This window comes from Butyrivibrio sp. AE3009 (genome assembly GCF_000420845.1).
Lineage (GTDB): Bacteria > Bacillota > Clostridia > Lachnospirales > Lachnospiraceae > Butyrivibrio.
The window spans coordinates 1-14468 of the sequence record NZ_ATVS01000021.1 but is presented as its reverse complement, the minus strand read 5'-3'; the positions used below and the strand labels follow the sequence as shown (position 1 = coordinate 14468).

The window sequence follows — 14468 nt, the reverse complement described above, 5'->3', positions numbered from 1 at the left end:
GCGCAACTTTGACAATTATTTATTTAATTCGGAGCGATTTTAGGAGATATGCACAAAAAGCCCTGCTGATTTTTGTGCTTTACAATTACCACTCAAGTCATGATAATAAATGTATTATCTTGATTTTAGGGGAATTTGCAGTGGCTTTAAAAAATGCAGAAGACAACAGCATACTTACAGTAAAACAGGCATCCGAGATACTTGGCATCTGCACAGCAACCCTTAAGAACTGGATCAAACTCGGTAAGATTCCCGCGACTTCAAGGAACAATCACTATTATCTGTCAGATAAGGATGTCACAGCCTGCGCCAAGGCTCTGGAGACCGGAAGTACTCTCCGCAGCCGCCGCAACAAGAGGCTCTCCGATTCCAATTTTATCCCCAGATCTTATATAGATTCTTCATCCGGCAATTACAGAGCTGTAATTGATATAGTCAATTCTACCCGCACGTCACAAGCAGATACCGAGGATATTCTGTCCTTCTATTCTGCTATGCTCATGAGAAAAAGCGGATTATCAGATAGCACTATCAATCAGCTCATATCAGATATTTCTTCAGATATTACTGGATCGAAGACCTATACGCATGATGAAGCTTTCTCATATGAACTTATACCCGTTCCCGGAGAAGATACCCTGGGAATGTTGTATTTATCTCTGCGGGGACTTCGTTCCAAAAAAGCAACCGGTTCCTACTACACTCCTTTTTACGCCGTGGACCTGTTGTGCCGCTCAGCCTTTGCAGGAGCTGATATACATAATAAGACCATCTGCGATCCTGCCTGCGGAACCGGCAACTTCCTTATCAGACTTCCAAAGATCGTTACATTTGATAATATTCATGGTTACGATATCGATCCGATTGCAATTGCCCTTGCAAGAATAAATGTTGCGATCAGATATCATGCAGATGATAAGAAGTCGCTTAAGATAATCTGTGACAATATCCGTGTAGCTGACTTTCTATCCGAAAAATGCAGGAGTTCTTATGACATTATCATAGGTAATCCTCCCTGGGGCTACAGCTACTCCCCAAAGGAAATCGCCCGGTTAAAGAAGAGCTACCGCTGCGCTGTCACCACAGGAAGGCCCGAGTCCTTCTCTCTTTTTACGGAAAAAGCACTGTCAGTCGCAAAGGAAGTAACATTTCTGATTCCGGAGACCTTTTTGGAATCAGATGCCCATAGAAACATCAGAAACCTGATCCTTGATACCTGCTCAGTCAAAAAAATCTCCTACCTCGGAGAAATATTTGATAAGGTCCAATGTCCCTGCATTATTTTGAGCATTATAAGAGCTGTGGATGATAGCAATAATATAGAAGTTTCCTTCTATAAAAGAAGCAAAAACAGGATGAAGGAATCACGTAGCTTTTTGGCCTCGTCCAATAGGCTCTCTTCATCTTCTTTCCAGATCATCTGCGATGACACCAAGTATCGTATCATCCTGAAGATGCAGGAATCTGATCACTTTTGTCTTAAAGATAATGCGGATTTTGCCCTGGGAATTGTAACCGGTAATAACAAACAGCGCCTCTTAGATACTCCTTCGCAGGGATATGAAGGAATAATCAAAGGAACAGATATAGACAAGTTCAGATTAAAAGAGCCCTCTTCCTTTGTTCAGTTTGATCCGGGTAGCTTCCAACAGGTTGCACCTGTCCAATATTACAGAGATAAGAATAAGCTTTTCTATAAATTCATTGCTCCGGAGCCGGTAGTTGCTCCCGATGACAAGGGTTATGTCTCACTGAACAGCGCCAACATTCTCATTCCGAGAAAGGAAGGCTATTCCGCCCGCTATATCATGGCAGTTCTTAACAGCTCCTGTATCAGTTTCTATTACAGAAACACCTGCAGGAATATGAAGGTTCTAAGGGCAAGGCTGGAGGCACTTCCCATCCCGGTCTGCGATGACAATGTTATGAAAGAGATTGAGGCTCTGACCTATTCCAATGAGGGTATTATGGAGCTAAACCTCAAGGTCGCGGCACTTTTTGGTCTAAAAAACGAAGAAATACAAGTAATTTCTGATGATTACTGATATAATATAGCCGTATTTTTTGTGAAAATAAACAATATACTTTTACAGTTCAACTTGCTATAGTATTAAAGTGATTTATATTTGGAGGTAATATTTTTATGTCTTTTGAATACATTCAGAAGCTCCCAACACCTGATGAGATCAAGGAAGAATTCCCATTAACCAGGGAGCTTGAGGCGGTAAAGAAACAGCGCGACGCCATGATATCCGACGTTTTCACCGGTAAGAGTGACAAGTTCCTTGTTATCGTAGGTCCCTGCTCTGCCGACAATGAGAACGCAGTAATCGATTATGTCTGCAGACTTGGTAAGGTAGCGGAGAAAGTGCAGGACAAGCTCCTTATCATTCCCAGAATCTATACCTACAAGCCCAGAACCACAGGCGAAGGCTACAAGGGAATTACATCACAGCCCGATCCCGAGGGCGAAACCGACTTCCGTGCAGGCCTTGCTGCTATGAGACACATGCAGCTCAAGGCAATTCAGGAGACCGGTCTTACAGCAGCTGATGAGATGCTCTATCCCGAGAACTGGGGATATGTATCCGATATCCTCTCCTATGTGGCTATCGGTGCCCGTTCCGTTGAGGATCAGGAGCACAGAATGACTGCCAGCGGCTTTGACACCCCTGCAGGAATGAAGAATCCCACCAGCGGAACCTTCAGTGTCATGCTCAATTCCGTTTATGCAGCTCAGCAGTCTCATTCCTTTATCTACAGAGGCTATGAGGTAAAAACCAACGGTAACCCTCTTGCTCACTGCGTTCTTCGTGGTTCCAGCAACAAGCATGGTCAGTCTATTCCCAACTATCACTACGAGGATTTAAGACTTCTCCTTGCTCTGTACAATCAGCGCGATATCGTCAATCCCGCTGCAATCATTGATGCCAACCACAACAATTCCAACAAGCAGTTCAAGGAGCAGATCCGTATCGTCAAGGAAGTTCTTCATTCAAGATCTCTCGACAGCGATATCAAGAAGCTTGTTAAGGGTGTTATGATAGAGAGCTACATTGAGGAAGGCTCCCAGAAAATCGGCGAAGGTGTATATGGCAAGTCCATCACAGATCCCTGCCTTGGCTGGGCTGACACAGAGAGACTCCTTCTTGAGATGGCAGATTTAGTTTGATCTTCAATTGATTTATTCATGCATATTAAAAGCCACTGTTCATCAGACAGTGGCTTTTTTGTATCCTATCACAATATGAGTTTGTACTATCAGTTCCTAAGTCTCGCCCATTCAAACGGATCTTTGCTCTTATGCTTCTTGGACAGATACTTTGAGATAGTATTAACATCTGCAAATCCCATCATCTCCTGAACCGAATCAAGGTCCGCTCCATTCTCCACAAGATGCACCGCAAAGGAATGTCGAAGAGAAAAAGGAGTAATATCCTGCTTGATTCCTGCCTTCTTAACATACGTTTTGATAAGCTTCCACAAGCCCTGGCGGCTCATATGGGTTCCGCTGCAGTTAAGAAATACAGTATCATCATCTGTATTTTCTCCCAGAAGCTCATTTCTTGCACCGGTGAGGTAATCACTAAGAGCCTCCTTGGCCTTTCTGCCGTATGGTATAAGTCTTGAACTGTTCTCATCGCCAAGTCTCAGGCAGCTGATGCTAAGATCAATATTCTCAAGCCTTAGGTCTGTAATCTCCGATGACTTAAGCCCCGTAGCATACAATAGTTCCAATATAGCCTTATCTCTTTTACCCTTGGCATCATCCTTGAACTTCTGTGAAAACAGCTCTTCTATCTCAACAGTTGATAATATCCTCGGTTCACTCTTCTCAATCCTGGGAGCTTTCAGTGTCTCGGATGGATTGTCGTTAATATTGCCGTTCTCCACAAGGTATCTGAAAAAGGTCTTAATGGAAGTATAATGCCTAGTTATGGATGAAGCGGCAAAATGCTCTTCCCTTAGGCTTGCCGCATAAGCCGATAATTTGTCTACCGTTACGTCAGATGCCTCAGAAATTCCGTTTTCTCCCATGAACTCAGCCATTCTGAGAAGGTCACGCTTATAAGAAATAAGAGTATTTTCAGAAGTCTTTTTTACGTTCCTAAGATAATCTGTAAACTCATCAATCTGCCTCCGCATTTTCTCTCCTCCCAAAACACAGCGCAAGCCAAACAGGCGCTGACAAAACAAGGCTGTAGCCATATCTGAAATCCACCACAGGAGACGCAAGAAGAAGCGTTCCGGTAAGAAGAAGCAGCAGAACCATCGGAAGCACTTCCGCTCTTTTACCAATGCCAACTACAGTACATATGATAAGCGCCCAGGTATAGGCACCAATGCACCACAGCATACCGTAAAGAGGCATGAAATCCGACAGCTTGATAAGGATTTCCTTAATCTTGACAACAGCTATACCTCCGATCAAAGGCTTCCAATACAGCCCCAGATCATTGCCCATTATTCCGTCAATGTCTCCTACCTTGTAGGCTACATCCGGATATATATATCCTCCCGTAAGGTCGAACCAGGCCTTGATATAGTCCCCGGGATACTTAAGTCCCAGTCTGACCCATAGGGTAAAATATGTACTCTTATTATTCTCTATAACCTCAGGATGACCTGCTCGCACCAGCTCCTTGATGTTATCTGCAAAGTCAGGGGCGTAGAGCTCATGAATATATGTAGTATCAATAACATCCCTTATAAGCTTCATATCACCATCGGCAACATCTCTGTCATTAACAAGTACTGCCGCAACCTGCTGAAGCGGGACAGATAGATTCTCTGTAAAATCAGGACTATCAATACCCAGCCTGCCAAATACAGGACCTTTTGCAATAATAACCACAGCAAAAACAGCAAGCACTGATACCAGAATTCCCATCAGATTCTTCCTGAATCTGACCACTACCAGAATCCCCCATACAATGAACGCATACCAGGCATTGGATCTTAATAGACAAAAAAGTATGCCAAGAACCGAAAAGCTGACATAATCCTTCCAAGTAAGTTCCTTCTTCTGCGTCATGCTTATAAACCTGCAGATTAGAAGAAGCGCTATTCCTGCAAAAGGAATGTCTTTCCAAAGCGTAACAGCGAACACACAGTTAAAGGGCATCAGTGCAAAAAAGGCCAAAGCAAGCCATTTGCACCATCTGGCGCATTGCCTCGCCAGCCTGTCCACAAGACACACACCTCTTGCACAACAAAGTGCAAGAAATATCATCTGAAACAGTGTATAGAAGCTAATCGCACTTACAGCATCACCTGTGATCGCCATTCCAATTGAATAGAATATCTTGATAAGAAACGTATGCACCACCGGATGATGATTGAACCAGGGTCTTACTCCCACGATCTGCTCATACTGAACCAATGAATCTGCAGTCATAATTCCCGGAAACTCATACAGGAAATATGGAAAATAACAGATTAAACAAAGAAACGCAGATAATATAAACAGCTTAGCGCCATGTATGCTGCCTGAAATCGGAATATCCTTAGACTTATCTAAGAAATACCCCTTACTCTTCCCTGCTCCCACAGCTCCTATAAAATACTTGCTCCACCTATATCTGATCTCCATGACCAGCAGAAGACCTATACAGAAAACACCGCAAAATACGATTGCCAGTGTAAGAAGCTTGAACAATCCGCTGTCAAAATTTGAGATCAACCGGACTCCTTTTACATAAAGCGCTGCGCCGGCTGCAAGAAATGAAACACCTGCGCCAACAGCAATAGCACTCTTTTTCGCCGAAAAGATATCTGCGTCCCTCTCACTTAGCCTCTTCCACTCCGACAGAATCAGCACAAAAAAGACTACTGTCAGAGGGTTTCTGACAGTAATCCCGGATAGCAGCTGTATTGCCCAGCAGCTAAGAAATGCTGCCAGGCCGTAAATTATCTTCTCTTTAGCAAATTCCTTCATTACGATGTACGCTCTTCATCCATAATCTTGGACAGTTTGGTAAAAACAGAGAGGCAATCAAAGGTAGAAAAATAATCCCTTGGAGTCTCTGCTCTTCTTATAAGTTCAACGCTTCCGTCAGCCTTAAGAAGCAGCTCTGCGCTCTTAAGCTTACCGTTATAGTTATATCCCATAGCAAAGCCGTGAGCACCTGTATCGTGGATAAAGAGGTAATCTCCCATATCAATCTTGGGAAGCTGTCTCTCAATAGCAAACTTGTCGTTGTTCTCGCAAAGAGATCCGGTTACATCATATACATGGTCAAGAGGAGCATCCTCCTTGCCCAGAACTGTAATATGGTGGTATGCGCCATACATTGCAGGTCTCATAAGGTTGACAGCGCAGGCATCCACACCGATATACTCCTTGTAAATGTGCTTCTCATGAATAGCCTTGGTAACAAGTGCGCCATAAGGTGCCATCATGAATCTGCCCATTTCGGTATAAATGGCAACATCTCCCATTCCTGCAGGAACAAGGATTTTCTCATACTGCTCCTTAACTCCTGCACCGATCGCAGCAATGTCATTGCCCTCAGCATCAGGTGTATAAGGAATTCCAACTCCGCCTGAAAGATTGATGAAGGCCACATCCGCACCCGTTTCCTTCTCAAGTTCAACAGCAAGTTCAAAGAGCTGACCTGCAAGCGTAGGATAATACTCGTTGGTAACGGTATTGCTGGCAAGGAAAGCATGAATACCGAAGTGCTTGGCTCCCTTGGATTTAAGAATCTTGAAAGCCTCAAAGAGCTGATCCCTTGTCATTCCGTACTTGGAATCGCCCGGATTATCCATGATTCCGTTACTCATCTTGAAGACTCCGCCCGGATTGTAACGGCAGGAAATTGTCTCGGGAATCTTGCCAATAGTTTCCTCCAGGAATTCAATATGTGTAAAGTCGTCAAGATTGATAATGGCGCCAAGTTTGTCTGCATAAGCAAACTCCTCTGCCGGTGTATCATTCGAAGAAAACATTATGTCCGCTCCGGAAGCTCCAACTGCGCTACTGAGCATAAGCTCTGTCTTGGATGAGCAGTCGAAACCGCAGCCGGCATTCTTAAGCAGCTCCATAAGAATAGGATTGGGAGTAGCCTTAACAGCGAAATACTCTCTAAAGCCCTTGTTCCAGGAAAATGCATCATATACTGCCTTGGCATTATCTAAAATCCCCTTCTCATCATAAATATGAAAGGGTGTGGGGTACTTCTTAACAATCTCTTCTATCTGAGACTTGGTTACAAACGGTTTCTTCATAATAGCCTCCTGAATGCATACTTATACATAAATAATATACACTTTAACATGTTAATGCGGTACACCGCAAGTGACAATATGCCTATGCTAACACAAATGTCCCGAAATTATTAGTGTAAATTGTATAAATCCTCAAATATCCTCAATCTGCCAATCTATGGGCTCCAATCCGTTAGCCTTAAGAAACTCATTGCACTTGCTGAAATGTTTACATCCAAAAAAGCCTCTGTAAGCCGACAACGGACTGGGATGAGGTGCCTCCAGGATTAGATGTTTGGGGTTATTTAGCATGCTCTTTTTCATCTGAGCAGGCTTTCCCCAGAGCATATATACCACCGGTCTGTCCTGTTCATTGACAGCCCTGATAATTGCATCGGTAAACTGCTCCCATCCTTTTCCCTTGTGAGAATTGGCAGCATGAGCCCTTACTGTGAGCACTGTATTCAAAAGAAGTACTCCCTGATCTGCCCACTTTTTAAGATATCCGTTGTTGGGAACCTTACATCCAAGGTCCTCCTGAAGCTCCTTATAAATATTTACCAGAGAAGGAGGCGTATCTGCCTTGCCGGGCAATACTGAAAAAGACAGGCCATGGGCCTGTCCGGGTTCATGGTATGGATCCTGTCCCAGGATAAGAACCTTCACATCCTTAAGTGGTGTAAGGTGAAGTGCATTGAAAATATCATCTGAAGGGGGATAGATTACGTTTTTGCTGTATTCCTCCTTCACAAATTTATATAACCGGGCATAATAGGGTTTCTTGAACTCTCCCCCTACTGCCTCGTACCAGTCTCCTGTTATCATTGACATACTGAATTACCTTCTTCGTTTATAGTCTGACAGGAACATTTCTGTCTCTGAGATACTCCTTGACCTCTGAGATTTCAAGTTCCTTGAAGTGGAAAAGTGAAGCAGCCAGTGCCGCATCTGCCTTACCATCAGTAAGAGCCTCATAAAAATGCTCCTTGGTTCCTGCTCCGCCTGAAGCAATAACAGGCACAGGAACTGCCTCTGCGATGGTTCTTGTAAGCTCAATATCATAGCCTGCCTTGGTCCCGTCGCAGTCCATGCTGGTGAGAAGTATTTCTCCCGCTCCAAGATCCACAGCCGTTTTGGCCCACTTGACTGCATCAATACCCATATCTATTCTTCCGCCGAACTTAAAGATATTCCAGCCGCTTCCATCCTCTCTCCTCTTGGCGTCAATGGCAAGAACAACGCACTGGCTTCCGAATTTGTCTGCAGCTTCGGCAATTAGCTCCGGTCTCTCAATAGCCGCTGAATTAACAGCAACCTTGTCTGCCCCTTCTCTCAAAATAGCCCTCACATCATCGACGGTTCTTATACCGCCGCCAACAGTGAAAGGAATAAACACTTTTCTGGCAACCTCCCTTACCATGTCGGCAACGGTTGCACGTCTCTCGTTGGATGCTGTAATATCCAGAAACACAAGCTCGTCTGCTCCGGCCTTGGAATAGGCCTCACCTACAAGCACCGGATCCCCGGCATCAACAAGATTAACAAAATTTATACCCTTAACTACTCTGCCGTTATTCACATCAAGGCAGGGAATAATTCTCTTAGTAAGCATAATTTTCTCCGATATCTGGTGTAGTCCTTAGATTTCAAGGAAGTTTTTAAGTATCTGCATTCCAACATCTGCGCTTTTTTCCGGATGGAACTGACAGGCAAAGACATTGCCTGACTCTACGGAAGCATCTACCTGAACATTGTAATCACAGGTAGCTGTCACGATATTCCTATCCTCTGCATGTAGATAATAGGAATGAACAAAATATACATATGAATCCTGATCGATTCCCTTGAACAGACGTCCCTGTCTGGGGAACTTAAGACTATTCCAGCCTATCTGCGGAATCTTGTAGGAATTACCCTGAGAATCCGTCTCAGGAATCCTGCAGAGTTTACCACGCAAAATGCCCAGGCCGCTTACTCCATCCGCCTCCTCGCTGGAATCGAATAAAAGCTGCTGGCCCAGGCATATTCCCATAAATGGAAGTTCCTTGGATACCACCTCTTTAATTGTAGGTATCAGATCATATTCCGATAATCTTCTCATGGCATCGCCAAAAGCACCAACCCCGGGAAGTACCACTCTGTCGGCAGAAAAAATCTCCTTCGGGTCTCTGGTAACTATTGTAGACGCGCCAAGATATTCAAATGCTTTTTCGACGCTTTTAATATTGCCTGCATCATAATCGATAATTGCAACCATTCGGCAAAGGCCCCCTTGATTTAGTAATCGACGCCTTTACTGAACCGGTTTCAATGTACCGACAATCTCCATAACTTTGATCGTATAATCCCAGTCCTTCTTGATGGAATTGATAGACTTCACATCCTCTTCTGTAAGGCCATACTCCTCTAAAAGCAACGATTCTATTTTAGAATACACACTCTCAATCTGAATTTCAACATTGAATTGTGCCGCCTCTTCTAAAATATCCTCTTTGTTTCTCATGGCCGTAAGAAGAATATCAAGAGCCTCTTCCTTCATGTTCATGGCTTCAAAGTTTTCATGAGCCGTCAGATATCTGTCTCCCCAGGCCAGGACCCTTGACTGCTCATACATAAGAGTCTGCCTCTCATCCAGTTCCTTTCCATGAAGAACCTTGTAGGTTGTTACATAGTCCTGATGAATATATGCACTTTCAGCTCTCTCTTTAGCAAGCCTCTCGGGAAGAACCAATGAAGGAATAAGTACCAGTATTCCAAGACTCGCTGCAAAAATGAATGAGATTGCAACCTTTCTGGGAGATATTGCCTTTTCCGGAATGCTGGGATCCTTCGGAGGTTTAGGCTTTTTCTCCTTCTTCGGCTTCGGTGGCTTTTCCTTCTTGGGCTTTGGCTCCTTCTTTGGCTTTTCTTTCTTTGGCTTCTTTTCTTTTTTCTTTTTTTCTTTCTTAGGCTTCTCATCACCAAGTTCATTCAGAACCTGCTGGTTTTCATCGGTAAGACTGGCCAGTTCTCCATTAGGAGCTATCTCCTCGTCTTCTCTTGTAAGAGCGGTGAATATGCTTGCAAGAAGCGCTTTTAAACCGCCTTTTTTCTTTTTCTTTCCTTTTTTATCTTCCGGAGCATCTTTGCCTGTACCTCCGGCCGATTCCGGTATAGCTGCAAGATCCTCAAGGGAAGGTTCGGTTCCAAGATCTCCGAAGCCATCCTCTGTCAGTGCATCCAGAATATCTTCTTTGGGCACATCTTCTTCCTGGCCATCCCCGGCGTCAGATGCTCCCTCACGCGCAGCTTCATTCTCAAGATCCTCAATATCATCGCTCGCAAGGCTGTTCATAAGAGCGTCCAGATCAGGCATTGCTGTATCTCCGGAGCCCTCCTCGGCTGCCTGCGTATTATCTGTTTCTCCGTCCTGAACCTCAGCAACTTCTCCTTCAGCAGAACCGCTGCCTTCCTCTCCGCTAAGGAGATCATCGAGACTTGCTTCCAGGTCATTTAAATTAAAGTCGGCTGACACATCATCCAAAGACAAACCTTCATCAGGTGGATCTGTTGCTTTGGAAGTACCTGCATCCAGCTCGTTAAGCTCTTTCTCCATGGATTCCAGGTTGAAATCATCTTCCTCCGCAGCCTCTCCGCCGTTTTCAGTAGTAGGATCGCCGCCATCAAAGGTAAATCCTATATCATCGCCAAGACCGGCATCCTCAGTTCCCTCAGAAGGAATCTGTGCCTCTTCACCCGCGGCATCAGCAGCAGGTTCCTCAGCCAAATCATCCATTGACATGTCATCAAGTGTTAGCTCATCAAGCGCCATATCATCAAGAATAGCTTCATCGGATACTTCTCCCGCATCAGGGACAGCTCCTTCCTCAGCGCTTGTTCCGTCAGGAGCGGCCTCGTTTGCAGCATCTTCTCCCATATCAAGTCCAAGCTCAGCCATTCCCGCCATAATATCATCCAGGCTTTCTACCTGATCATCAGCGACCGTATCGGGCACAGGAGTATCCTCAGCAGGAACTTCCTCAGTAATAGACATATCCGCGTCAGGTATGCTCTCAGCCGGTGCTTCTTGAACCTCTGCCTCAGGAGCCTCTTCTTCAGGAATAATACCTTCATCCATTGCCTGTTCAAGAGACTCGGGACTTAATTCATTAATATCAAGATCCGCCAATGAAGCCAGATCTCCAAGTGATTCCTCTCCCGACATAGGCTCTTCGTCCTGAATATTGTCAAGAACATCACTTAAACTATCCTGCGCCTGTCCCATTTCAGGGTCAGAGAGATTATCTCCCGGCATATCGTCCAAAAGATCCGTCAAGATCTCTTCCGGCGTCTGTCCGGCGTCAGAATCAATATCTTTACTTATGGATGCTGCGTTATCTTCCGGTATAATAACTTCCGGAGCCATTTCCATAAGGGCGTCGTCGCCATCTTCAATATCAACCAGAGGTTTAGCCGCCGGAGGTATAATATCCTCCATTGATGTCTCTCCACCCTCAGATGGAGCATTCTCAGCGGCATCAGAAAAAGACTGATCTGCGAATTTGCCACTCTGTATCTCAGCGTCCATTCTTTCAGCATCAGCTATTGCTTCATCAAGAGCTATCTCTTCGGGATCCCTTACATCCAGGTGTGAAGGCTCGTTGCCCACAGTAAATTTAGGAATACCCACATCTGTCAGCGATTCAATCTCATCAAGAAGGTCAGCCATCTTTCCATCAACAAACTCTCCATCTTCAAGCTTGTTAAGAAGGCTTCCTATCTCATTCAGATCCTCATTGCCATTGGAGTTTTGCACCAGACTTGCCATTTCCTCATCTGCAGCCTGTGACGGCGCATCAGAAGACCCCTTAGTAGACATCCTATTAAGGGCAGATTTGGGATCTTTATTATTCGATTGCACGTTGTTCAACAGACTATCAAGATACTCTTCGTTAGTCATAGTCCATTACACTCCTGCAAAATATAATCAACCGAATTCATCTTTATCGAATCTGTTCTGTCTGCAATTTCCGGAGTATGATGATAGAGCCTCTCGTGAACTCTCACAAGATGTGCTTTTTCATTCATAAAAACGACCTTTTCAAAGGGCCATCGTACAACAGTTGGATAATCAAGACCTACTCCCAATTCCAGTAAAAGAAGTTTTGCATTAACGGTTCCTGTAAGATACTTCAGATACTTATCCCAGCCGTCTTTATAGGGAGCTTCATTATATTTTATCTTTTTATATTCAGGTCTTTTCTGATTAAGATACCATTCTTTCCCATCTCTGAAAGTTTTGGCAAAAGTAATTCCTTCCTGCCAGTAACCGTCATGCTCAGTGATGATCGAATGTATCTTATCTACCACTTCTCTGAATTCCTCAGTCTTCTCTGCATTTAAAAGTCCATCGGATTCATCATTGGTCTGAAGGAACATAAAATTACCGCAAGGATAAACTGCTCTTTCATAGTCAAAACCAAATAAAAGTGCATCCTGAAGAAAAATGTCGCTTACGATAAAATGCTTCTTATCTCCAACAAGCTTACGAAGTCCCCTGTAAGCATCTGCTACCTTATTATCGATATTGTAATAGGCGTATTCATATTCTACGATAGGTAGAAGCCACTGATTACCCTCATTATCACAATACTCTAAGATCTTTTTGTATCTGGAATCGGATCTCATCCCCTTTTTTACCCAATTCCACTCATCACCTATGCCTATAATGCAAAGGTCTGAGTCCTGTAACATTTCCTTAAGCGCCTGTGCCATAGCTGTCACTACTCCTTAATTTAAAAATCTCCCTTCATTGAGACAGTCACTGAAAACACGTTTCATAACTGAGCCAACAAAGGGAGTTTCAGTCAGTTAGTATTAGCCTGCACTTGAAGCATTTACAAGTTCATCAATTACAGATACGAGATTTCCGATTTCCGGCTTGGACAACTGTCTGTCGGCTCCAAGAGATTCTCCTTTTCTTCTCATTTCCTCATTAACAAGTGATGAGAATATGATAAGAGGAATATCCTTGGTGGCATCGTCACTCTTTACCAGTTTGGTAAGTCTGTGGCCGTCCATAATAGGCATCTCGATATCAGTGATAATACATTTGATATTGCCAAGCTCGTTTCTGTCCTTGCAAGCCTTGATGTAATCGTATGCAAGCTTACCGTTTTCAAAATGTCTCACATTATTATAGCCCGCCTTGTTAAGAGAATCTACAATGAGCTTATTAAGCAGCTGTGAATCCTCTGCAAGAACAATCGGAACCTCATTACGAGGTCTGGGTCCGATGTCGGAAAGAGCATCCATATTAAGACCCGTATTGGGATTAATATCAGATACGATTTTCTCAAAGTCGAGAATGATGATCAGCTGATTCTCAAACTTGATGATACCTGTTGAGATACTCTCCTCAGCCTTGGAAATCGTTGCATTGGGCTTGATGATATCTGCCCAGGATACTCTGTGAATACCTACAACAGAGTCAACGTGGAATGCAATATCAAGCTTATTGAAATTGGTGATAATGAATAGTCCACCGGCCTTGGATGCGCCTCGCTGCAGGCAGTTTCTAAGGTCAATGGCTGTGATCATCGTATCACGGGGCATAAATATTCCCTCTATGCTGGGATGAGCATTAGGTACCGGTGTTACTTCCTGATACACAATAATTTCCTTAATCTTTGCTACGTTAATTCCATAGCAATGGTCATCGATTTTAAATTCAAGGACTTCAAGTTCGTTATTACCACTTTCAAGCAGGATTTTTGATTCCATTCGTTCACCTCGCGCCTTAAAAAGAAAAAATTATTAACATAAAACCGATTGAAAATTGTTTAAATTTCCTTTTTAAGTATAGCACGTTTTAGTCAAAATAAATATAAAAAAACAAAAAAGACGGGCATTTGACCGTCTTTTAAGATTTCATTTATAAGTTTTTTATATATTTAGTATTTCGTTTAATTTTGCTTGTTTATGTGGTTTTGTACCTTCAAAACCGAACACTGAACTATCTTAAATCCATTTTCCCTTTGTTCCTATACCAACTATTCGTTGGATAAGCCCTCGACCTATTAGTACACATCAGCTGAACACGTTACCGTGCTTACACCTTGTGCCTATCTAACCTCATACTCTCTAAGGGGTCTTACTGCTTGCGCATGGGATATCTCATCTTGAGGGGGGCTTCACGCTTAGATGCCTTCAGCGTTTATCCCTTCCGGACGTGGCTACCCAGCCTTATGCATCTGGCGATGCAGCTGATACACCAGCGG

General features: G+C 43.8%; 11 protein-coding genes and 1 rRNA gene. 2 read left to right on the top strand and 10 right to left on the bottom strand.

Translation table 11 applies throughout. From position 1 onward, the window contains the following. Positions 1–140 precede the first annotated feature (140 nt). Positions 141–2045 (top strand): TaqI-like C-terminal specificity domain-containing protein, encoded by a 1905-nt coding sequence (locus tag G588_RS0111580; RefSeq protein WP_022778904.1) that lies wholly within the window; start codon positions 141–143, stop codon positions 2043–2045. A gap of 98 nt (positions 2046–2143) precedes the next feature. Continuing rightward, a complete protein-coding gene (locus tag G588_RS0111575) occupies positions 2144–3172 on the top strand; it encodes a 3-deoxy-7-phosphoheptulonate synthase (protein WP_022778903.1) in 1029 nt (342 codons plus the stop codon). 89 nt (positions 3173–3261) lie between these two features. On the opposite strand, the gene G588_RS0111570 is transcribed toward G588_RS0111575, so the two are convergent. The 10 genes from G588_RS0111570 to G588_RS0111525 all read right to left on the bottom strand — a co-directional run. Further along, positions 3262–4146 (bottom strand): tyrosine-type recombinase/integrase, encoded by an 885-nt coding sequence (locus tag G588_RS0111570; RefSeq protein ID WP_022778902.1) that lies wholly within the window; start codon positions 4144–4146, stop codon positions 3262–3264. Then, on the bottom strand, positions 4130–5938 hold the full coding sequence (locus tag G588_RS0111565) for a DUF6020 family protein (RefSeq protein WP_022778901.1): 1809 nt from the start codon (positions 5936–5938) through the stop codon (positions 4130–4132). The genes G588_RS0111570 and G588_RS0111565 overlap by 17 nt, the downstream gene beginning before the upstream one ends. Next, on the bottom strand, positions 5938–7233 hold the full coding sequence (locus G588_RS0111560; protein WP_026668742.1) for a diaminopimelate decarboxylase: 1296 nt from the start codon (positions 7231–7233) through the stop codon (positions 5938–5940). The genes G588_RS0111565 and G588_RS0111560 overlap by 1 nt, the downstream gene beginning before the upstream one ends. A gap of 129 nt (positions 7234–7362) precedes the next feature. Next, the gene (locus G588_RS0111555) at positions 7363–8040 is read right to left on the bottom strand and encodes a uracil-DNA glycosylase (protein ID WP_022778899.1); all 678 of its coding nucleotides are present in this window, start codon (positions 8038–8040) and stop codon (positions 7363–7365) included. 19 nt (positions 8041–8059) lie between these two features. Further along, positions 8060–8821 (bottom strand): imidazole glycerol phosphate synthase subunit HisF, encoded by a 762-nt coding sequence (gene hisF / locus G588_RS0111550; protein WP_022778898.1) that lies wholly within the window; start codon positions 8819–8821, stop codon positions 8060–8062. Positions 8822–8848: 27 nt separating this feature from the next. Next, entirely contained in the window at positions 8849–9466 is a 618-nt protein-coding gene (hisH, locus tag G588_RS0111545) for an imidazole glycerol phosphate synthase subunit HisH (protein WP_022778897.1), read from the bottom strand. A 36-nt stretch (positions 9467–9502) separates the two neighbouring features. Next, positions 9503–12148, bottom strand: a complete 2646-nt coding sequence (locus G588_RS0111540) for a hypothetical protein (RefSeq protein WP_022778896.1) — start codon at positions 12146–12148, stop codon at positions 9503–9505. Then, the gene (locus tag G588_RS21595; RefSeq protein WP_022778895.1) at positions 12145–12963 is read right to left on the bottom strand and encodes a hypothetical protein; all 819 of its coding nucleotides are present in this window, start codon (positions 12961–12963) and stop codon (positions 12145–12147) included. Before G588_RS21595 ends, G588_RS0111540 begins: the two co-directional genes overlap by 4 nt. Positions 12964–13065: 102 nt before the next feature. Then, entirely contained in the window at positions 13066–13971 is a 906-nt protein-coding gene (locus G588_RS0111530; RefSeq protein ID WP_022778894.1) for a chemotaxis protein, read from the bottom strand. Between the two features lie 276 nt (positions 13972–14247). Continuing rightward, positions 14248–14468, bottom strand: a 23S ribosomal RNA gene (locus G588_RS0111525); the annotation flags it as partial.